General features: G+C 69.8%; 14 protein-coding genes. 7 read left to right on the top strand and 7 right to left on the bottom strand.

Annotated features, from left to right (window positions below; translation table 11 throughout):
- Nucleotides 1-3: 3 nt before the first annotated feature.
- From OYT95_RS09260 to OYT95_RS09270, 3 genes are all read right to left on the bottom strand, one after another.
- Nucleotides 4-1500 (bottom strand): dynamin family protein, encoded by a 1497-nt coding sequence (locus OYT95_RS09260; protein WP_011597678.1) that lies wholly within the window; start codon nt 1498-1500, stop codon nt 4-6.
- Entirely contained in the window at nt 1497-3341 is a 1845-nt protein-coding gene (locus OYT95_RS09265) for a dynamin family protein (RefSeq protein WP_037243504.1), read from the bottom strand. The genes OYT95_RS09260 and OYT95_RS09265 overlap by 4 nt, the downstream gene beginning before the upstream one ends.
- A gap of 172 nt (nt 3342-3513) precedes the next feature.
- Nucleotides 3514-6867, bottom strand: coding sequence for an IniB N-terminal domain-containing protein (locus OYT95_RS09270; protein ID WP_268791237.1), 3354 nt, complete (start codon nt 6865-6867; stop codon nt 3514-3516).
- Between the two features lie 358 nt (nt 6868-7225).
- On the opposite strand from OYT95_RS09270, the gene OYT95_RS09275 reads away from it, so the two are divergent.
- The 6 genes from OYT95_RS09275 to OYT95_RS09300 all read left to right on the top strand — a co-directional run bounded on the left by OYT95_RS09275 (nt 7226) and on the right by OYT95_RS09300 (nt 15634).
- On the top strand, nt 7226-9055 hold the full coding sequence (locus tag OYT95_RS09275) for an Hsp70 family protein (RefSeq protein WP_268791238.1): 1830 nt from the start codon (nt 7226-7228) through the stop codon (nt 9053-9055).
- Nucleotides 9056-9062: 7 nt separating this feature from the next.
- Nucleotides 9063-11006 (top strand): LuxR C-terminal-related transcriptional regulator, encoded by a 1944-nt coding sequence (locus OYT95_RS09280; protein WP_268791239.1) that lies wholly within the window; start codon nt 9063-9065, stop codon nt 11004-11006.
- 150 nt (nt 11007-11156) lie between these two features.
- Nucleotides 11157-12332, top strand: coding sequence for a hypothetical protein (locus OYT95_RS09285; RefSeq protein WP_268791240.1), 1176 nt, complete (start codon nt 11157-11159; stop codon nt 12330-12332).
- A 113-nt stretch (nt 12333-12445) separates the two neighbouring features.
- Nucleotides 12446-13765 carry a S1 family peptidase gene (locus tag OYT95_RS09290; protein WP_037243494.1) on the top strand — a complete coding sequence of 440 codons (1320 nt, stop codon included), beginning with the start codon at nt 12446-12448 and terminating at the stop codon, nt 13763-13765.
- Nucleotides 13766-14002: 237 nt separating this feature from the next.
- Nucleotides 14003-15313 (top strand): S1 family peptidase, encoded by a 1311-nt coding sequence (locus OYT95_RS09295; protein WP_037243492.1) that lies wholly within the window; start codon nt 14003-14005, stop codon nt 15311-15313.
- A gap of 195 nt (nt 15314-15508) precedes the next feature.
- Nucleotides 15509-15634: a hypothetical protein gene (locus tag OYT95_RS09300; RefSeq protein ID WP_268791241.1), complete on the top strand. Its 126-nt coding sequence runs from the start codon at nt 15509-15511 to the stop codon at nt 15632-15634.
- Here OYT95_RS09300 and OYT95_RS09305 read toward each other — a convergent pair whose 3' ends face one another.
- The 4 genes from OYT95_RS09305 to OYT95_RS09320 form a co-directional block, all read right to left on the bottom strand.
- Nucleotides 15635-16336 (bottom strand): hypothetical protein, encoded by a 702-nt coding sequence (locus OYT95_RS09305; RefSeq protein ID WP_052033774.1) that lies wholly within the window; start codon nt 16334-16336, stop codon nt 15635-15637.
- Nucleotides 16333-17073 (bottom strand): hypothetical protein, encoded by a 741-nt coding sequence (locus OYT95_RS09310; protein WP_037243490.1) that lies wholly within the window; start codon nt 17071-17073, stop codon nt 16333-16335. Before OYT95_RS09310 ends, OYT95_RS09305 begins: the two co-directional genes overlap by 4 nt.
- A 344-nt stretch (nt 17074-17417) precedes the next feature.
- Nucleotides 17418-18089 (bottom strand): hypothetical protein, encoded by a 672-nt coding sequence (locus OYT95_RS09315; RefSeq protein WP_037243489.1) that lies wholly within the window; start codon nt 18087-18089, stop codon nt 17418-17420.
- A gap of 293 nt (nt 18090-18382) precedes the next feature.
- On the bottom strand, nt 18383-18826 hold the full coding sequence (locus tag OYT95_RS09320) for a hypothetical protein (protein ID WP_268791242.1): 444 nt from the start codon (nt 18824-18826) through the stop codon (nt 18383-18385).
- 620 nt (nt 18827-19446) lie between these two features.
- On the opposite strand from OYT95_RS09320, the gene OYT95_RS09325 reads away from it, so the two are divergent.
- On the top strand, nt 19447-22665 hold the full coding sequence (locus OYT95_RS09325) for a (Fe-S)-binding protein (protein ID WP_268791243.1): 3219 nt from the start codon (nt 19447-19449) through the stop codon (nt 22663-22665).
- Nucleotides 22666-22671 lie beyond the last annotated feature (6 nt).

Here is a 22671-nt window from a genome sequence, read left to right on the forward strand (position 1 = left end):
GAGCTACAGGCGGACGGTGTTCAGTTCCTCCAGAACACCTTCCGCGCTGCGGGCGGCGACGGTGCACGCTCTCGCGGTGAACTGGTCGAGCAACGGGTGGCGCGCTCGTTCGCGCCACTTCCGCACCGCGGCGAGTGCCCGCATCCTCTGCAACTCCACGGAGTCGTCGCCGTCCGTGCCCAGTCGTTCGGCGATCTGGATCCCGAATCCGCCGATCAGGCGTTGCAACTCGGCCACGTCGTCGGCGGGCAGTCCCACCTCGGTGGACCGCAGCCGCCCGAGCAGGCGCAGTTCCTGGAAACCGTGCACGTCGGAGAGCAGCCGTTCAGCCGACATCAGGATCTCGCCGGCACCCGGCACCGGATGCGCCGTGAGCACCCGCTTGAGTGCCACGAGCGCCGAATGGGTCTTCAACTGGTCGGCCCGCTGCCCGAACTGGATGTCGATCACCTGACGCAATTCGTCGAGGCCGCTGCGTTCCACCAACTCGGCCGCCAGCGTCGGCGAGTCCTTGGTGCCCAGCCGGATCAGGGTGACGGCCATCCGGATCCCGAAGAGCCCGAAGCGGTCTGCCAGCTGGGCCCGCATACGGGCGTCCACGGGCAGGGGACTGTCCTCACGCGCGAACCGGTCGGCCGACAGCATCGCCAGGTTCAGATCGTCGACCGGGACCTCGGCCAGATGCTGGAACGCGGTGAACTCGGCCTGACGCATCGTGCGGGCCCCGAGCGCCAGCAGACCCGCGACGGGGACGACGGCCTGGCACAGCCCGGTGCGCTCGAGTTCGCCCGCGAACCGGGACGCCACCTCCTTGGCGGACATCATGGCGTCCAGGCGTCCCGCCCCCACCTCGTCGGCTCGCGACACGACACCGACCACACCGAGCGGTCCCGATTCGTCGCCCACGTGGTCGCCGATCTGACCGAGGAACTGGACGTCGGTCGCGTTGAGCGTGCGCAGCAGGTAGACCACGGCGTCGGCGCCGGACGCCTCGTTGTCGGGGGTGAGCATCTCGAGGGTGCGGGCCGAGACGTCGCGCGACAGCGAGGACGTGCCCGGGGTGTCGATGATCGTCGTGTGCGCCAGGGCGGACGACGGCCACTCCACGTCGAGGCGGTCCACCTGGTCGGCGGTGAGGTGGCCGAGGTCGAACGTGAGATGTCCGTCGCGGCGCAGCACCGGGACGTTGGCGGAACGCTGTGCGCCGCTGCCGGGGTCCGGCTGGTACCAGGCCGTCACGGTGGGTGTCGACCCGCTCCGGTACCAGGTGACGACGCGGGTGCACTCGGTCGCGTCGGTGGGCGCGATGTCCTGCCCCACCAGGGAATTGAGCAGCGTGGACTTGCCTGCTTTCAACGAGCCGGCCAGGGCCACCCGCAGGGGTTGTTCCAGTCGCCGGGCGCATTCGGTCAGCTGATCCCGGATCTCGGGTCTGCCCGCGTACAACTGCCGGGCGGACGCGATGAGTGCCCGGGCCTCGTGAAGCGGAGCGGCCGTCATGCCGTGACCGCTCCCGCGTCGCCTGCGACGAGTTGCGCGGCTTGCTGTTTCAGTTCGGATGCGACGTGCAGATCCTTCTCGAGCTGCGCGATCCGGCGGGTCCGTTCGGTGGACTCGAGGTTCGCCGCCTCCTGCGCGCCGCGCAGCGAATCGTTGATCGACCGCAGCGCCTGCTCGGCGATCGCGCTGAAATGATCGCGCAGCAACCGCTGGATCGACCGGAGCCGATCCTTCGACTCCTTGCCCACCTGGAAGCTGGCGTCGTCGGCGAACCGGCGGATCGCGGCCTTCGCCTCTGCACGCCGCTTCAGGATCCGGCTCTCCTTGTCTTCCCGGTACGCCTTGGTGCCGAGGAGGACTCCGGCGCCGATCGAGATCGGATTGACCAGGGCCATCCCCATCATGGTGGTGATCAGACCGAACATGAGGACGCCGCCGTACGATCCGCGCATCCCGACGAGAACCTTCTGGGTGATGCCGATGCGTCCGGCCTCGAGATCCGCGAGCGAGGCCACCGGTTCGAGGACACCGTCGACGTTCGCGACGTCCAGGTGCGGCAGTTCGACGGCACCCGTCTCGGCGAAGTGCTGCGCCACCACCTCGGCCAGCCACAGCGCGCGGTCGTGGGCCCACACGAAGTTGTCGCCGATCGCAGTGGCGAATTCCTGCTCGAGCCACTGGCCCAGCGCGTCCCAGTCCTTACCGGGGTCGCCCTCGTCGACGGTCTCCTCCGCCTCGCGGGTGACGCGGCGCAACCGGTCCCGGAGGTCGTGGTCGATGTCCGCGGCCAGGTCGGCGATGCCGTCACCCAGCGTCTGCTGCCACAGCGACGTCTTCTTGTGCAGCTCCTCGGCGGCGGCCTTCGCCTTCTGCAGTTCCGCGACCGCGGCGACACCCTTCGCCGGGTCACGCAGGGCGGCAAGCTCACTGCCGATCCCCAGCGTGAGATGCTCGGCCGCGGAGGACACGTCCAGCGACACGGCCCGGCGCGTGTTCGCCTCCGCGCGCGCCACCACCCGCTCGCGCAGGAACGCGTACAGGTCGACGAAACCGGATTCGGTGTTGAGTTCCTCGTCCTGCAGTCGCAGCGCGTGCGAACGCAGCACCGAGGAGATCGGGATCAGGGGAACGTCGAGACCCGCCCGCGCGAGGTGCCCGCGGTCGGCCTCGACGATCTCGCGCCAGTGCGGATACAGGTCCGTCTTGCTGATCAGGCACGCCACCGACGGGCACAGGCTCGTCACCTGACGGATGAAACCGAGCTCCGGTTCGGTGAATTCCTGGCTGGCGTCGGACAGAACGAACACGGCGTCCGACGCCGGGATCAGCCCGAGTGTGCTCGCGGCGTGCGGGTTGCCTGCACCGCCCACGCCGGGCGTGTCGACGAGGACCAACCCGTCGGCGAGGAGCGGGCTCGGGACGTTGACCTCCACCCGCAGCACCTCCCGGCCCTCGGCGCGGGGCGAGGCCGGAGTGATCCCGTTCAGCTCGTCGAGCGGAAGAGGAACCCGGATCGGGTCGGCACCCGGATCGGCGAGGACCAGTTCCGCCGACGCCGTCTCGGCGTTCTGGACGACGGTGGGGATCGCGGTGGTCTCGTCGTCGCCCACCGAGCACACCGTGAGGTTGAGAAGGGAGTTCACGAACTGGCTCTTGCCCTGCTTGAGCGGTCCGACCACCACGATCCGCATCCGCGGGTCCTGCACCCGGGTCCGGGCCGAGTCGAGGCGCTGCGCCAGATCGCCGCGACCGAACCTCTTCGCCACGTCCAGGGCCTGCTCGAGCAACGCCGTCATCGACGGGGACCCGGCTGGACTCTTCTCGGCGGCTGCACTGTCCATGAGCTTCGTTGACCCGCAATTCTTCCGACCTCTGTGCGGACACCACGTTCAGTGCACCGACACCCGACTGTGTGAAACAGCCCCGCACGCATAACGCGTCCGGGGCTGATTTCGTTACATCGTACGGCGGTTCCGGCCGCCCCGTCTGGGGGATGCCGGAACCGCCGTCTCATCACGGCTCGAGGTGATCGACCACGCCCGTGACGTCGTGCGTCGTGGCCACCGAGGTGTCGGTGTCGCCGAACAGCGAGCCGTCGGTGTCCGCGTGCAGGCCCGAGTCGGCGCCGAACGCGTTGTCCGCGTCGATCGACGACCAGGTGTCGGCTCCGGTGTCGACGGCACCGCCCAGGGTGGACCCCAGACCGCCTGCGATCGAACCGGTGGTGTCGGCCACGACCCCGCCGACCGCACCGAGGTCGGCCGAACCGTCCGTGGTCGCGTCCGCATCGGCGGAACCGCCGGCCGACGCTCCACCCTCGACCGAACCACCGGCGGACGCTCCGCCGTCGATGGCGCCGCCCACTGCGGCCCCACCGTCGACCGCTCCGCCGACCGCACCGTCGAGTGCGCCTCCGACCGAGGTGCCGAGCGATCCGAGGCCACCCACGCCACCGGACAATCCGGCGCCGAGGCCGGTGACCGCGTCGGTGGTGGCATCCAGGCCACCGGTCAGACCGGCAGTGGCGTCGACCGCGCTGTCCAGGCCGCCTTCGATTCCACCGGCCACGTCGCCGCCGACCCCGGCCGCGGCATCGACCGTGCCACCGAGGCTTCCGCCGACATTCGCGGCCGTGTCCAGGGCGCCACCGACCGTGCCACCCAGGTTCGCCGCCGTGTCCAGGGCGCCGCCGAGGTTCGCGTCCAGGCTCGCACCCGCGTCGGCGACCGCGCCGACCGAGGCGCCTGCCTCACCCACCGCGTCGACGGCACCGCCGACGCTGCCGGTCAGTGCGGAGCCGAGGCCCGCACCGGTGTCGAAGATTCCACCCAGACCACCGGTGAGGCCACCGGTCAGACCGGCGCCCAGGCCGCCCGCCGTGTCCAGTCCGCCGACCAGGTTGGTTCCGAGGCTGCCGCCCAGGTCCGCCCCGGCGTCGGCAACCGCACCGACACCCGCCGCGACACCGGCACCGATGCCTGCCGCGGCGTCCGCGCCACCCGCCACGCCGCCGCCGACGGCGCCGCCCACGTTGCCCGTGACGTCACTGCCCACGTCGAGCAGTCCGCCGAGCGCGCCGTCGATGCCGCCCGTCAGGCCACCCGCGAGATCGGTGCCCGCGTCGAGCGCACCGTCCAGGGCGCCGCCCACGCCGGCTGCGGCGCCGAGTCCGAGGTCGGCGTCCAGAGCGGAGTCCAGATCGAGTCCGCCACCGGCCTCCAGAGCCGTCTCCAGTGCGGAACCGAGGGTCGCGCTGAGGTCGCCGTCGGCTCCGAGGACTCCGCCGAGAGCGGTGCCCAGCGTGCTGCCGATGCTTCCCTCCGCGCCGAGAACGCTGTCGAGGTCGAGGGCGCCGCCGGTCTCCAGCGCACCGCCGAGCACTCCGCCGAGCGCCGCGCCGAGGTCTGCGCCCGCGCCGCCACCGACACCGAACGCACCGCCGAGCAGGCCGCCCAGGTCGGTCACTCCACCGAGGTCGACTCCGCCGTCTGCGCCGAGCACCGCGTCGAGGGCCGCACCCAGACCGGCGGTGGCGTCACCGTCGACTCCGAGCACCCCGCCGAGCGCGCCGCTGATGGTGGTTCCCAGGTCGGCACCGGTGTCGAGGACACCGCCCAGCCCGAGGCCGCTCTCCAGAGCGCCGCCCAGGACCGTGCCCAGGTTCGCGCCTGCCTCGCCGCCCAGCCCGAGGGCCCCGCTCAGCGCCGTCGTCAGCTCCGACGTCAGTTCCCCGCCGAGTCCCAGGTCGGCGCCCAGCCCGAGGTCCAGTCCGCCGTCCAGCAGGCCGCCCAGGTCGATGTCCGTCACGCCGCCCGCGCCGAGCACCGCGTCGAGGGTGCTGCCCAGTTCGGCGGCCAGGCCACCGTCCAGGCCGAGGGCTCCGCCGAGGACCGTACCGAGTGCGGCGTCCAGTCCCAGTCCGCTGTCGAGTGCGCCGGACAGGGCGCCGCCGAGGCCACCGTCCAGGTCGAGGGCGCCGCCGAGCAGACCGCCCAGGGCTCCACCGAGATCGCCGCTGACGTCACCGCCCGCGCCGAGGACGCCACCGAGGATGCCGCTCAGTGCGCCACCGAGGTCGCCGTCGGCACCGAGAACGGCGCCGAGGTCGAGCCCGCCACCGGCACCGAGAACGGCGTCCAGCGCGGTACCCAGACCGGCCGTGAGGTCGCCGCCGACTCCGAGTTCGCCGCCGAGCAGTCCGCTCAGCGCACCGCCGAGGCTGCCGCCCGCACCGAGGATCGCGTCGAGGTCCAGTCCGCCACCCAGGTCCGCAATCGAACCGAGGGTCGCGCCGAGCGCGCCACCGAGGTCAGCGCTCAGGTCGCCGCCCGCACCGAGAACTCCGCCGAGCGCGCCACCGAGGACCGCGCCGAGGTCGGTGCCGAGGACTCCGCCGAGTGAGCCGGCGACGTCACCGAGCAGTTCACCGCCGAGCAGGCCTTCGAGGGTGGCGCCCAGTCCGCCGCCCGCGCCGATCGCCGCGTCGAGCGCACCGCCCAGCGCGCCACCGAGACCGGCGTCGACACCGAGCACGCCGCCGAGGGTCGTTCCGAGCACAGCACCGAGGTCGAGGCCGCCACCGAGTCCGGCGAGGATGTCACCGTCCAGGCTGCCGCCGAGGTCGACGACGCTTCCGAGGGCGGCACCGAGAGCCGCACCCAGCTCGGCGCCCAGGTCGCCGCCGATCGACAGTGCGGGGGCGAGGATCCCGGTGAGACCACCGGCCACGTCGACCACCGGCAGGGCCGTGATCGCCGCGGTGAGGGTGGTGGCGAGCTGCGCGGTCAGGTCGGTACCCAGCCCGAGCGCGCCTCCGAGCGCCCCGCTGATCGCGGCGCCGAGGTCGAGGGCGCCGTCGAGGTCGAGGCCACCCGTGAGGGAGAGTGCTGCGTCGAGGGCAGCACCCAGCGCGGCGCCGAGCTGCGCACCGATCTCGCCGCCGATCTCCAGCGCGGCACCGAGCGCGGCGCTCAGGCCGGCAGCCAGTTCCGCGGCGAAGTCGAAGTCGCCGCCCAGGCCGGCACCGAGACCGAGGCCTGCGCCGGCACCGATACCGACCGCACCGCCGAGACCGCCGCCGAGACCGAGGCCGCCGCCCAGTCCGCCACCGACACCTGCGCCGATACCGCCCGCAACATCACCGGCGACGTCGGCACCGGCGTTGACGATCGCGGCCAGGTCGGCCCCGCCGCCTGCGAACAATCCCGACTCCGCGACCAGGGGAGCGACGGAGACGATGTCCGCGTGGCTCACACCCTGCAGGCCGGCGGCGCACAGCGCCTCGGTCGGGTTGGCGCAGTAGGCCGCCGCAGCCTGCTCGTCGCGAAGAAGGCCGAGGATGAAGTCGAGGACGGCGTTGGTAGCCATGGCAGCTCTCCTGTAGTCGAGGTTCGGGGAGTTCGGGTGGCCACCACAACTGCTGTGACGGCGAGTGAAATACACGTTATGGATCGGCGGCCCCCTTCCCAACGGGGCGGCGCCCCCTACTCGGGGACCCCGGTATCGGGGATCTCCCATCGGGGGTCGGGCCCTCCCCGTTAGGGGATGGGGGGCCATTAGGGGATCGGCCCCGTAACTGCCGTCGACCAGCGGCGTCGGCGTAACGAAACGGCCGCCACCCGCGACAATTCGAGTGACCACGACGGCATCGGCCGTCACATACGACGGCGGCACCGTCCGCCTGACGCAGGCGGCGTGACGCCCGCCCGGACCACAGGAGTGGAACATGGCTGCAGCGCTCGGCATCGGTGTCGGATCGGTCAATACGGTGGCCGCCGTCGACACGGACGGGGCGAGCGTGACGGATGCCGCCGACCTCACCGTCCTGTCCCGCGCAAGTGTTCTCCACCTCTCCCCCGACCGCGCACCCGTCCTCGGCGACGACACGAACGAACCGGACGCGGTGACGGTGTCCGACTTCGCGAACCGCGTGGGCGACCCGGTCGGGATCCTCACCGACGACGGCTCGACCTACTCCGGTGAAGACCTCGTGGCCACCGCCGTGAGCTGCATCGTGCACGAGGCCGCGTCGGGCAGGCACGGCCTTCCGACCACCGTCGTCGCCCACCCGACCGTCTGGCCGCCGTACACCGTCGGTGTTCTCGCCGACGCGCTCGAGCAGGCCGGCGTCACGGACGCCACCCTGGTGTCGGAGGCGCAGGCGGTGATGACGTGGCTCGAACGGACCCGCGGCACCCTCGGCGACGCGTTGACCGTCATCTACGACCTCGGCGGCACCTCGCTCGACATCACCCTCTTCCGTTCGGACGCACACGGCACGGAGACCGGAATCCTCGGCAAACCGGTGCGGTCCGAGGACTTCGGTGGCGCCCACTTCGACCACGCCACCATGCAGTACGTCCTCGGCAACGTCGCCGAGGAGTTCGGCGACATCGACCCGTTCGCCCCCGACACCGTCGCCGCCCTGACCCGGCTGCGCACCCGGTGCACCGCGGCGAAAGAGGCCCTGTCCTCCGACACCGAAGCCACCATCGGCATCGAGCTGCCCGGCATCTCCACCGACGTCCGGCTCGTGCGCTCGGAACTCGAAGACCTCATCCGCGAGTCCCTGCAGGAATCGGTGACGCTGGTGCGCGAGAGCATCCACGCCGCCGGTCTCGAATCCAGCGACGTCACCCAGGTGGTGCTCACCGGCGGAAGCGCCTCCATCCCGCTGGTCGCCGAACTCCTGTCGGCGGAACTGCGCGTTCCCGTCGTCGCGGCAGAACGTCCGGGCCATACCGCGGCCCTGGGTGCAGCCCTGCTCGCCGCCGACAACGATGCGGGACGCGCCGCGGCCCCGACCGTCGCGCGGATGCCGGTCGTCGTGCCCACCGCGACGCCGGCCGCGGCAACGCCCGCCGCCGCCCCGGTCACCGAGTCGGAGGCCGAGACCGTCGTCTTCGCCACCCGCACCCCCGCACCGACCCTCGCCGAGCCCGCCGCCACCGGCATGTCGCGGAAGAAGAAGGCCGGGATCATCACCGCCTCCGCCGCCGCCATCGCCCTGCTCGCCGCGGGTGGGCTGTCGCTCGGCACGGCCCTCGACGTCGCACCGTCCTCGTCCAGCTCGGGTTCGAGCACCTCGCAGTCGTCGAGCACGTCGGCGGGCGCGGCATCCACGTCCGGTGTTCCGGCCGAGGCCGCCGCGACGGGCGCCGCTACTCCCGGCACCGAGGCGGCGGGCGTCGTCGCCGCGACCGGTGTCCCCGGCACCGCGGCCGGCGTCGCGACTCCGGTCGCCGCTCCCGGCACCGTCCCACCCGGCACCGTGGCACCGGCCGCGGCCGCACCGGTGGCCGCGGCACCTGGCACCGCACCTGCTCCCGCGGCCGAAGTACCCGCTCCCGCACCAGCCCCAGCTCCCGCGCCCGCACCGGCCCCCGCTCCGGCCCCGAGCGTTCCCCAGACCGACGGCGGCGCCGCGATCGCCAACACCATCGTCGGCGGTGCCGGCGCGGTGGGTAACACCGTCAACGGAGTGGGCGACACGGTCGGCGGCGTCGTCGGCGGAGTCACCGGCCTGGTGCCCGGCGTCCTCGGCAACGGCGGATAGGGCGCCGGTGTCCACGCTGCCTTCACCGCTTCCTCCCACGGAACTCGCGGAGCTCGACGGCCCGCAACTGTCCGTTCTCGCATTGGTTCTGCTCGGCAGCGACCTCGACGAGACCGTGGTCGCCCGAGTACTCGACGTCGAACCCGACCGTGCCCGTGCCGCTGTCGACGCACTCCGCTCGGACGGCTGGGTTGACGAACGGGACGCGCTGGTTCTCGCGGACCGCACTCATCTGACGGAAACGCTCGGCGAGAACCGGCTGAACACGCTGGCTCGCCGCCTGCTGGCCCATCACGTCGAGCGCGGAACGCTCACGCTGCCCGTCGCCCGCGCGGTCGCCGCGACCGGCACACCGAGCGACGAACTCAGCCAATTCCTCTGCACCCAGGCCGAACTCGCCGAACCAGCGGCAGCCGTCGTGTTGTACGCCGAAGCCGGCCGGGTCGGCAGGCTCGGCGACAGCGCCGTCGTCGCCTACGCCGAGGCCTGCGCCCTGAACGGCGACCTCGACACCGCGGTCGGGCTGGCCGATTCGGTCCTCGAACGGTCCGGCACCGTCGACGATCCGGAACTCGCTGCGGCCGTCCGGATTTCGGCCGCCGGCGCCGCGTTCTGCGGCATGATCGATCGCAGTGCCGAACTGTACGCGTGGCTCGGCGCCGACCGGGCGGGCGCCGACGCGTCCCTCGCCGCCTCCCTCCTGGTGGTCGCGGGCCGGCTCGACGACGCCGAAGCCGTCCTCGCCACCAGTGCGGGCGCACCCCCCACGGCCGCCACCGCCGGCGCCGCACTCGTCGCGACCGGACTCGTCCAGTCCGTGACCGCGTCCGCCAACGCGGCACTGAATTCGCTGACCCGTGCGCTGTCGCTTCCCGGTCGCGCGTCCCGGCCACGGGTGCTGCCCGACTCCCCCGCCGCGATCACCGCCCTCGCCGCGCTCCACTGCGGCGAACTCGCCCACGCGGACGCCGTCCTCGGCCGGGCACGGGAGGCCGAACGGCCCGGCAGCGTCACCGCGAACCGGCATCAGCTGCTCACCGCCTGGACGTCCATGGTCCGCGGCGACCTCGCCGCGGCGCAGTCCCGGCTCGACGGCCTCGACACCGCGGCGATGCGGCAGCGCGATCTGCTGTTCGTCCACGGACTGCGGGTCGGGCTGGCCCGGCGCACCGGCGACAACGCGGCACTGCTCCAGGCCTGGGCGGGGGCGCAGGGTGTGATCGCCGAGTACTCGGTGGACCTGCTGAGCCTGCTGCCACTCGGCGAACTGTGGCTGACGTCGATCCGGGTCGGCGAACCCGCCCGGATCACCCACCTCGTCGAGGACGCGCAGTCGTTGCTGCGGACGCTCGGCGAGCCGGCGATGTGGGGTTCGGCGCTGCACTGGTACGGCGTGCAGGCCTCGATCCTCGCCGAATGCCCCGCAGACCTGATGCCCCACGCCCGCGCGCTCGGCGAGGCCGCCAAGGTCAGCACCTACGCGTCCGGGCTCGCCACCGCCGGTCGCGCGTGGTTGCGCGTGCTGCAGGGCGACATCGACGCCGCATCCGTCGAGGACGCGGCCCGCACCCTCGACCGGATCGGTCTGCCGTGGGACGGTGCGCGCCTCGCGGGTGAAGCGGCGCTGCGCGCGTCCGACACGAGGGTCGCGACCGCTCTGCTGCAGGTCGCGAGGGCGCTGCGGCAGCCGACGTCCGCGGGCAACGGCGCCGATTCCGCGGTCGTGTCGAGTCCCAGCATGCCGGGGGCGCTCACCGACCGCGAGGCCGAGGTCGCCGAACTGCTCGTTCAGGGGCTGACGTACCGGGAGATCGGATCCCGCCTCTACATCTCCGCCAAGACGATCGAGCACCACGTGGCCCGGATCCGGCGGCGGCTGGGCGCCGGGTCGCGGTCGGAGCTGCTGTCGATGCTGCGCGCGATGGGCCACGGGTATTCCGCCGACTCCTGACCCGTGAGTACTTATTAACCGCGGGTGGTTGACAAGTACTCACGGGCGCCGAAGGCGCAGCCCCGTGTAACCATTCGACTGCGGCAGGCGACACACTGTGCACATGGTGCGATGACGCACTCCCTCGAACTGTGCCAGTAAGGATCTTTCATGACCACCGGAGTCGGACTCACCGTCGGCGATTCGGTTTCCACAGCGGTGGTGACCGCTTCCGGAACCGATGTGAGGACGATCGAACACCCGTCCGTCCTGTTCACGGCCCCGGACGGCACGGTTCAACTCGGCGACCCCGGCACGGAATCGACGGGCGCCGTCCGCGACTTCCTCGCCCGCGTCGGCGAACCCGCCGGCATCGAGTACGCCGGTTCGCTGACCCGCGCCGAGGACCTCGTCGCGACGGCGATGTTCTGCCTGTTCCGGGAGGCCGCGGACGGACTGTCGGGGACGGTGAAGGTCACCGCGACCCATCCGTCGGACTGGGCGCCGGAGATCGTCACGAAGCTGCGCGAATCCCTCGACTACATGGGTCTGAGCGAGGCGACGCTCATCCCCGAGTCGGTGGCACTCGCCGCCTCGCCGGAATCCCCCGCCCACGGTGCGGCACTGCTGGCGGCCGGGCTGGCACTGACCGACGAGGACACGACCGCCGACACCGAGTCGATCCCAATCGTCGAGGCCCCCCTGCACACCGCGTACTCCGCCGTGACGGCGATACCGGCAGTCGCGGCCGCTGCTGCCGCCGACGCGTCTCCGCCCGCCGAGACCGGGGCGTCCGCTCCCGCGAGCGCACCGACCCCGCCCGCCAAGCGCACGGACCGGCGGCCGCTGATCATCGCCGGTGCCGCCGCGGCCGCACTGGTGGTGGCCGGTGGCGCGCTCGCGTTCGCGCTCACCGGCAACGGCAGCACCGCGGTCCCGACGATCCAGGACGCCCAGACCGCATCGGTGACGACGTCCAGCGCACTACCCACACCGGCCGCACCCGCCGTCCTCCCGACTGCGAGCACGCAGGAGGTGGCCGTGACGACGGAGGTCGAGGCCCCCAGCCCGGTCGCTCCCCCGCCTGCTCCGGTGGAGACGACATCCGTGTTCGTGCCGCCACCTCCGCCGCCCTCGACGACGCCGGTGATCACTCTCCCTTCGATCACCACGGTCCCGAAGACCACCGCGACCACGACCGCCGCGACGACCACGACGACGCCGCCGGAGACGACCACCACCACAACAACGACAACAACCACGACGACGGTGAAGAAGGAACCCGCGGCCGCGATCACCACCACGACCACGACCCCGCCGCCCGCTCTGAAAAGTCCAGGTCAGTGAGGCTTCGGTCACACCTCCCCGACGGGCCGACCCGTCCGTAGCTTAAGGTGGGGCGCTGATACCCACCCCAGAAGGAATCCTCAGTGAAACGGATTCCGTGCAGAAGGGATTTCATGCGTAACGTGCTGGCGCACCGCGCCGCTGTTGTAGGCGCCTCGGCAATGCTTCTTCTCTTTCCGTTTTCCACTGCCGCCCAGGCCGACCCTGTTACGCAGCCCGACACCACTCAGCTGAGCGCCGACAAGTTGCCGGCCGAACTCGTCGAGGCCATCACCCGCGACCTGAAGATCAGCCCGCAGGAGTACCTCGACCGCGCCGCGAAGGCACAGGAGCTGGGTAGTTACGCCGAGGACTTCCGGGAGCAGCATCCCGACGACTTCGCCGGGGCCTGGATCGGCCTCGACGGCCAGCCTGTCGTCGCCGTCACCACGGACGAGGCCGCCGATGCCGCAGCCAAGGCCGGGTACGACACCCGTATTGCGCCCGTGTCCGCGAACGGCCTGGAGAAGACCCTCTCCGACGTGAACGGCTGGATCGCGGGGCTGCCGAAGGACGTGGCTTCCCAGGTCAACTCCGCGTCGATCGACGTCCTCGAGAACCGCGTCGTCATCGACGTCGTCAACAGCCCCATCGGCCAGGCGCTGAACCTGCCGACGTTGCTCGCCAACGTCAAGGTCATGTTGAGCCCCGGCAGCGGCGGTCCGGTGGAGAGGGGTCCCCTCGCCGGTGACACCTACATCACTACCGCGGGTGAGCTGCCGAAGACGCCGATCTCGGAGATCTCCGTCTGCTCGCTCGGCTTCAATGCCGTGGACGACAGCGGCCAGGCCGTGAACATCAGCGCCGGGCACTGCAACCCCGCCGAGGGTCAGCCGTCGCCGGTCTTCCTCCCCAATCACCAGAATGTCGACGACAGCCAGCAGATCGGCGCGTTCTCGAAGTCCTCGGTGGGCAACCCGGCCGACAAGCTGGACTACTCGGTGATCAAGCTCAACGAGGCGGGCGTCAAGGCCGGTCTGGACCGCCCCGCGGTTCGCGGCGCGAACGGCACCACGCTGGAGATCACCGGCACCGCCCGGCCCGTCGTCGGCGCCCCGATCTGCAAGTCGGGTCAGACGTCGTCGTTCACGTGTGGCGTGGTCGCAGCCGACCACGTCGAGACTCAGCTGTTCGTCGCCGACGGTTCGAGCCGCGTGGTCAACGGTTTCGCCGGCACCGCCTGCACCCTTGCGGGTGACAGCGGCGGCGCCATCGTCACCGGAACCCTCGCGCTGGGTATCACCAGTGGTTCCAACGCCAGTGGCGCCCCCAACTGCACGGAGGCGAACCTGGTGCTGGCACCGGAGGGTGGCACCGCCAGCCTGGGCATCCCGGTCGCGGACATCGTGGACACGCTCGGATCCGGGATGCGCGTGCGCACCATCTCCGACTAGATCTCCGCCGATCCGCCCTGCGCCCGGTGTCCGTTTCTCTCGGACATCGGGCACAGGTGTTCAGGCGTGGTGTCCGCTTTGTCCTGCTGCGTCGTCCACCGAGAGTGTTACAGGTGGGAATAGACGGGGCGAACCCATATAGTCGACTCCGACTGTGTACGGCCTTACCTGTCGGGGGGTCGTATTCGTATGTGCCCGCGAGGCAACTGCGAACAAACAAACATCAGAAAGGCCCCCATGCGAAGCTCCATCGCACGTCGTGCCGCCGTGTTCGGCTCCGCCGCGCTGCTGCTCCTCGGCCCGGTCGCCGCCTCCGCTCAGGCCGATCCGGTCGAGCCCGGAGTGTCCGGCCAGGCCGCCAAGCTTCCCGCGGAACTGATCGACGCTATCCAGCGTGATCTGTCGCTGAGCCCGGACCAGTACCTGGAGCACTCCGAGCTGGGCCAGAAGCTGGCCGAGTTCGCGAAGATCGCCCGCACCCAGTTCCCGGATGCGTTCGCCGGAACGTGGCTCGACAACGCCGGCACCCCGATCGTCGGGCTCGCCGACGGCGCCGACAAGGACGCCGCCGTCGCCGCGGCCGAGAAGGCCGGCTTCCAGGTGAAGGATGTGGCGCAGAGCGAGAGCAGCCTGCAGGCTCAGGTGAAGTCGCTCGACGGCTGGCTGGACACCCAGCCGCCTGCCGTCGCGGATCTCGTTCGCGGCGTGGCAATCGACATCGTGAACAACGATCTCGTGCTCCGTGCGGACAACGTGGGCGGGTTGCAGCTTCCGGACTTCCTGAAGGGCGCACGCGTCGTGCAGTCGCCTGCCACGGCCGCTCCGCTGCCGTCCACCGACCTCACCCCCATCGCCGAACCGCTCCCCGCCGACGCCCTGCTGGGCGGCGACGCGTACGGCTCGCTGGGCGGCGGAGTCGGGCTGCGCTGCTCGCTCGGTTTCAACGGCACCGACAGCTCGGGCGGTCCGGTGAACATCACGGCAGGACACTGCGACCCCAACCGGGAGGCTGCCGGCACCTCGGAGGCGTCGGAGGCGTTCTCCCTGGTCCCGGGTGGCACCGGTCCGCGGATCGGCACCTTCGCCAAGACCAGCCTGGACATCCACGACTACTCGATCATCCGGGCCGACGACAACGCCGCACACCGGTTCGAGAACAACGGCGTCCGGGTTCCCGGCGCAGCGCCGGTCGCCATCACCGGTACGGCCGACCCGATTGTCGGCGCCCCGGTGTGCAAGTCGGGTCTGACCACCGGTTTCACGTGCGGTGTCGTGACGTCCGTCGCACAGACCGTCTCGGTCGGTGAGCGCACCCTGGCCGACAGCTTCTCGACCAGTATGTGCGCCCTGCAGGGCGACAGCGGCGGCACGATCGTGACCGGCACGCTGGCGCTCGGAATCTCGAGCGCCTCCAACGTCGGGCAGTACCCGATCTGCCAGGTCGCGGACGTCGTCACGTTCGTCCTCGGTGAGAGCCCCGAGTTGTTCGCCACGCCGATCAACGAGGTACTGGCCGAGAACCCGGGTCTGCGCGTGCGCACCTCGTAACGCTGAACCGACGACGACGGCCCGCTTCCCTCTCGGGGAGGCGGGCCGTCGTCGTCGGTCGCACTCAGGGCTGCGTAGGGCCGGGCCCAGCCACGTCCAGCACGCACCGTCGGACGCGTTCGCCGGACCGGGCACCCTCCGGCCATTCTCCATCTCGGCGACCCACGCACGGCCGCACACCATTTCGCGCTACTCGTGGGGGCGGAGAACTCCGAACGCACGTTCCACGGCGCCGCCCCCCTCGGCGACGACGAGGTGTCGGTGATCGTCACCGACGGGGTCGCGGCCTTCCTCGACGGCTACCGAGCGCGCGCGAACTGATCAGGCGGTCGGCTCGGGCGCGGGCGGAACGAACGGCGTGTTGATGGTGACGAGGTACTGGATTCCGAGGATCACCAGCGCGGCGCCGCCCACGAAGATGGTTCCGGCCAGCCCGCCGGCGGCGAATCCCGCCAGCAGCCCGCCGAGGCACCCGACCGGCGTGCCGATCACGGTGACGGCGAACAGGCCGCACCCGACCGCGAGACCCACGGCACCGAAGATCACGCCGAAGATCAGGCCGCCGATCAGCGTCGCGTAACCGAGGTAGCTGTTGAAGTCTGCGAGCGCCGAGTCGTCACGCTCTTCCTGAGTGTCGAATCCGTCCTGCGCTACCGATTTCAGCGACGACGCGACGTCGGCGGGAACCTGTGGGGTGAGCGTGACCGTCCGCCCGTCGAGGTCGGCGTCGATCGGATAGACGGCGTCGCCGACCCGAATCGTGAGCGGCAGTGCAGCCACCACCTTGCCGCCGTCGTCCACCACCTCGATCGCTTCCCGGGTGTCTGTGATCCGGAAGGCGCCCGCGTCGATCGACGTGACGACGGACTCGCCCTCGGCGTGTGCCTCGTAGCCGATATCGGACGAATCCTGCTGTGTCAGTGGAGCTGTGTGTGCGGTACCGGCGGAGATCCCGAGGGCCGCGACGACGAGGAACGCTGCTCCGGTGACGGCCCGCAGGTTCCGTGCGAACCGGCCGCTCATGCCGTGGGTTCCGGTGCGACGAACGGGCTGTTGATGGTGTTGAAGTACTGAATGCCCAGAACCACCAGGGCGCCACCGCCCACGACGATGGTGCCGGCGAGCGCGACGACGGGCGCGACGATCAGCGCACCTCCGATGCACCCCGCCACCGGGCCGGCGAGGCCGAGGAACGGAATCACCAGCGCAGCGGTGCCGGGGATGATGCCGATCGCGCAGCCGATCGCCCCGCCGATGATGGCGGCGACGATCGCGGTGATCGCGCTCGTGATGCCGAGTTGCTGCTGGAAGTCGTCGAGTGCTCGGTCGTCGCGTTCCTGCTTGTCCTGCGGTGCGGCGACGTCGTCGAGGGTCAGCCGTTCCGACACGGGGACGGGGGTCGCTGCCGACGGGTCCATGTTCGGGACGAGTCGCAGGACGCGAGCGGACTCGTCGACCGCCACGGCGAACGGATGCTGCAGGTCGTCGACCCGGAAGAACATGGGAATGGCGGCGACGACGCGGCCGCCGTCGTCGACCACGTCGACTGTGTCGTTCGCGGCGTTGATCGAGAAGGCGCCGGCGTCGAGGGTGGCCACAGCGGCGTCACCGTCTCGAGCGGTCTGGTAGTTGATGTTCGGGATGCCCTGTTCCGCACCCTGCTGGGGTGCGGCGGCCGGATCGGCGTATGACGTGGCCGCACCGACGCCCATCGCCGCGACGACGAGCATGGACGTGGCAGTAAACCGTCGGAGGTTCATCGAGATCCGTTTCGAGAGCAGCGCTGTGACGGACGAAGGTTAGCCTAAGCATGGGCCAACCAGGCAGGTCAGCTCCGCCGGTGTGACGAGGTTCACTGCGCACACAACGACGAACCGCCCGCCTCCGAAGGGAGGCGGGCGGTGTCCGGGCACTGCCGGGTGCGGCTACTTCACCGACTTCGTGTTGCAGTAGGCCTACTCACGCCTCGTGAAGACGTCAGAACAGCTTCGGTCCGACAGTCACGATCGTGAACACGTAGCCGAAGATGTCGGCCAGGATGCCAAACAGTTCTGCCATGAACTTTCACACCTCTCCGGAGGGCCTGAGCCTCACCAACGACTTACTACTTCGCGTTCTTGCCGTTCTTCGCCCAGACCGTGGTTCCATCGGGCGCCGTGAGAGTCTGGGCCAGCTGAATACCTGCGATGACGAGGGTCGGCCCTCCGACAATGACCGTTCCGGCAATCGCGCCGACTGCCGCGAACACCGGGACGGTCGCCAGCGCCACAGGCCCCGCGATCAGGCCGACCAAGCCGATCGCGCCTCCGACGACAGTGCCGGCCAGTCCGCCGACCGCGGAGGCCAGCGCAAGTTGCTGACCGAAATTGGTCTGCGCACGCGTATTTTCTTCGACCGAAGCAACGTCGCCCAGCGGGAGATCAGCGTCCGCGATCGGCGTCGCCTTCGCGCGATCGACAACCGGGGTCAGGGTGAGGGTCTTACCGTCCTCGCTGACCTTCTCGTCGAAGGGGAACTGCAGACCATCGAAGCGGTACGCGAGGGGCAGCGAGACGACGGCATGCCCAGCGCCGTCTTCGAGCGCAACGGATTGTCCATCCGACGACACCACGAAGGCACCTGCATCGATCTTCGTGACGACGGCACGATCCTCGACGCGAGTCTCGTAGCCGATCTGCCCCTGTGGCTCAGCCGGATCAGCAATCGCAAGCCCAGATCCCGCGGCGAAGGTACTCGCCACCAAAGCCGATGTCGTGACGACTCGACGCAACTTCATTCGGTTCCCCTTATAAGTCCAACCCCATCCGTTGCTAAACAGTAACTTGCTGATGTGATAGATCCCAATTGAGACTCGACTCGAGAAAATCGCTCGAAAAATAGTCGGCGAGGGGCTATGAAACTTTGTTCCCGGGCGACACCGAGACCGAATTCAAAGAATTGCACCAGTCATTGATGCAGTTATTACCACACAAAGCGGGGAACCGGTCGGTTTCTTTGCGGAAGGCCGTCTCGCACGACTCGGCCCCGCCGTGCGAGACACGACGGGGCCGGGCGCCGAGGCGAGGGTTCTTACTCGCCTCTGTCCGCGTAGATCGACGTCCCCGGGGCGGCGTTGTACGTCTCCCACAACTGGTACGCGCTGACGCCGAGGGTGGGACCGCCGGCCACGATGGTTCCGACGACCCCGCCGATACCCGCGCCGGTCACAAGACCGGGGAGGCACGCAGGAAGTGTTGCAACACAGCCGATTCCGGCACCAGCCATGGTTCCGACCAGGCTTCCGACCGTGACGGCGATGCCGACCTGCGCACCGAACTGGGCGAACGCCCTGTCGTTCTCCTCGCGGGACGCGACGTCGTGGAACGGCAGCGGAGGAACCGCGGGCGCCGCCGTTGCCGGAACAGGCGCCGCAGGAGCAGGCGCCGCCACCGGCCCCGCATGTGACACTCCGGCAGCAAGACCCATGGCGGCCACCGCCATGCCCGCCGTCACTGCAGCTTTTCTCACGATCATTGATGCCTCATTTCAGGAGCTACCCGACGAAGTACTGGTGTGATCGAAGTGCACTGCTCGGCCCCCCGTGCGGCCGCTGGCCAGGGCCGGAAAACACGCTCAGAGTAACAGCGGAATCACGGCCCAATTGTTCATTGACGAAAAATTCATCACCCCCGCAAGTTACCGATCAGTAGCGAATCGAATCGGCGTAATTCGCGCGAATTACACACGATGAATTACGTCACTCGCCCGGATTATCGGAAGAGGCGACGCGAGCACGCAGAATATTTGCCCATCGTTACCCGGACGCAATGCAACCGCGTCGAATTCGTGACGAAAACGACCCCACGGAGCCCTCTCACGAAGCCGCTCGGACGGCCTCCGACGCCCGCCGGCCGAAGTTAGGGCGACCTTGGGTGAACGCCGCAATTCCGACCCTTTAACGTGACGAACAGAAAGTCCGATTGTGGCATGCACCACATGCCCTATCGGCGCCCGAGCTGCAGAGATCCCACCGAACACCGGTAAGTTACCCGCAGGTAGACTAAATAAGTTACTAGCGGGTAACTTAGCAAGCGTTAGGATCACGAGCAGTCCCGAGGTGGCCGCCCTGCCGCCCTGAAACGAAAGGCCGCGACATGAATGCCCTGACGATCACGTTGGGCACCATCGGCGTGCTGCTGAGCCTCGTATGTTGGTTCTCCTTCATCACTGGCGCATTGAAGATGGTCAACGTCGTCCGGATCGGCCAGTCGGCCCCGGACCGATGGCGCCCGTTCTTCCCGCGCTTCAAGCAGATGTGCGTCGAGTTCATCGCGCACACCCGCATGAGCAAGTTCCGCACCGTCGGCTGGGCTCACTGGCTGGTCATGGTCGGCTTCATGCTCGGAGCCATCGTGTGGTTCGAGGCGTACGGGCAGACGTTCGACCCGGCGTTCCACTGGCCGCTGGTCGGTAACACCGCCGTCTACCACTTCATCGACGAGATCCTGGGCCTCGGCACGGTCATCGGTATCACCACGCTGATCGTGATCCGCCAGCTCAACCACCCCCGCGTGCCCGCCCGGCTGTCCCGTTTCAGTGGCTCCGACTTCAAGGCCGCCTACTTCGTCGAGGCCGTCGTCCTCATCGAGGGCCTGGGCATGATCTTCGTGAAGGCCGGCAAGATCGCCACCTACGGCCACGCCAACCCGTGGACCGACTTCTTCACGATGAACCTCGCGAAGCTGCTGCCCGCGAGCCCGAACATGGTCGCGTTCTTCGCCTTCGTCAAGCTGATGTCGGGCATGATCTGGCTCTACGTCGTCGGACGCAACATCACCTGGGGTGTCGCCTGGCACCGTTTCGCGGCGTTCGCGAACATCTACTTCAAGCGTGAGGACGACGGCGACGTCGCCCTCGGTGCGGCCAAGCCCATGATGTCGGGCGGCAAGCCCATCAACATGGAGGACGCCGACCCGGACACCGACACGTTCGGCGCCGGCAACATCGAGGACTTCTCGTGGAAGGGCTGGCTGGACTTCACCACCTGCACCGAGTGCGGGCGCTGCCAGTCGCAGTGCCCCGCGTGGAACACCGGCAAGCCGCTGTCCCCGAAGCTGCTGATCACCTCGCTGCGCGACCACGGTTACGCGAAGGCCCCGTACCTGCTGGCCGGTGGCCGCAAGGACATGGGCGGCGACGAGGTCGGCCTGGTGAACGGCGAGGGCGCCGTGGACGAGGCCAAGCTGGCCGCGATCCCGGAGGCTGCGCGCCAGGAGGCCGAGCGCAAGCTGGTCGGCGACACCGTCGAAGGCGAGCTGGCCCCGGTCATCGACGCCGAGACGCTGTGGAGCTGCACCAACTGCGGCGCGTGCGTCGAGCAGTGCCCCGTCGACATCGAACACGTCGACCACATCATCGACATGCGCCGTTACCAGGTGCTGATCGAGTCGGAGTTCCCGTCCGAGCTGGCCGGCCTGTTCAAGAACCTCGAAAACAAGGGCAACCCCTGGGGCCAGAACTCCAAGGACCGTCTCAACTGGATCAACGAGATGGACTTCGAGATCCCGGTGTTCGGCCAGGATGCGGACAGCTTCGAGGACTACGAGTACCTCTTCTGGGTCGGCTGCGCCGGCGCCTACGAGGACCGCGCCAAGAAGACCACCAAGGCCGTTGCCGAACTGCTCGCCACCGCCGGCGTGAAGTTCATGGTGCTCGGCGCCGACGAGACGTGCACCGGTGACTCCGCTCGCCGCGCGGGTAACGAATTCCTGTTCCAGCAGCTCGCCATGCAGAACATCGAGTTGCTGAACTCCGTCTTCGACGGCGTCGAGCAGCGCAAGCGCAAGATCGTCGTCACCTGCGCCCACTGCTTCAACGCCCTCGGCAACGAGTACCCGGAGGTCGGCGGCGAGTACGAGGTGGTTCACCACACCCAGCTGCTCAACCGCCTGGTCCGCCAGAAGAAGCTGATTCCGGTCGCGTCCGTCGGTGAGGACGTCACCTACCACGACCCCTGCTTCCTCGGCCGCCACAACAAGGTCTACGACGCACCCCGCGAGCTGATGGAAGCCTCCGGCGCGAAGCTGAAGGAAATGCCCCGTCACGGCGAACGGTCCATGTGCTGTGGTGCCGGTGGTGCCCGCATGTGGATGGAAGAGAACATCGGCAAGCGCATCAACATCGACCGGGTCGACGAGGCGCTCAGCACGGATCCGAAGAAGATCGCGACCGGCTGCCCGTTCTGCCGCGTCATGCTCACCGACGGTGTCACCGCTCGCCAGGAGTCCGGCCAGGGCGAGGGCGTCGAGGTCGTGGACGTCGCCCAGCTGATGCTCTCGTCCATCACGCGTCTCGAGCCCGAGAAGCTGAGCGAGAACATCAAGGTCATCCCCCGCGAGAAGCCGGCCGAACCGGCCGCATCGCCGGCAGCAGCCGAGGCCAAGGCCGAGGTGGTGGAGAAGGAGCGCGTCGAAGAGGTCGAGGAGGCCGCTGCAACACCGGCCGCCACGGAAGCTCCGGCGGGCAAGGGTCTGGCGATGAAGGGCCTGGCCAAGGCACCCGGGGCGAAGGCTCCCGGCGCCAAGGCACCCGGCAAGGGACTCGGCATGGCAGGCGGGGCGAAGGCTCCCGGCGCCAAGAAGGCTGCTCCCGCCCCGGCCGAGGCTGCCGGTACGGAGGCGCCCGCAGCGGAGGCACCCAAGCCCAAGGGCCTCGGACTCGCCGGCGGTGCGAAGGCACCGGGCGGCAAGGGTCTGCAGATGAAGGGTGCCGCCAAGGCTCCCGGCGCGAAGGCCGCCGCTCCGGCTGCCGATGCACCGGCGGCGGAGGCTCCCGCAGCGGAAACCCCTGCTCAAGAAGCACCCGCGGCGAAGCCGAAGGGACTCGGACTCGCGTCCGGCGCCAAGGCACCGGGCAAGGGTTTGCAGATGAAGGGCAAGGCGAAGGCTCCCGGCGCGAAGGCTGCTCCCGCGGACGCTCCCGCCGAGCCGGCAGTCGCCGAACCCCAGGCTGCCGAACCGCAGGTCGCCGACACCTCTTCCCCTTCGGAGGCACCCGCGGCCGAGGCGCCGAAGGCTCCCCCGGCGGCGAAGGCCGGTGGACTCGGTTTCAAGAGCGGCGCGAAGGCTCCTGGAGCACGAAAGACCGCGGCCCCCAAGGCCGCCGCTCCGAAGGCCGAAGCACCGAAGGCAGAGGCTCCCTCTGCTGAAGCGCCGAAGGCGGAGGCACCCGAGGCCGTGGCTCCCAAGGTCGAGGAGTCGAACGGCGACGGATCCAACGGCAAGGCCCCGGAGACGGTCAAGGCTCCGCCGCCGGCGAAGCCCGGCGGACTCGGTTTCAAGGCAGGCGCGAAGGCACCGGGCCGGAAGAGCTAGCCGACA

It is taken from the genome of Rhodococcus sp. JS3073 (assembly GCF_026810085.1).
GTDB lineage: Bacteria > Actinomycetota > Actinomycetes > Mycobacteriales > Mycobacteriaceae > Rhodococcus_F > Rhodococcus_F wratislaviensis.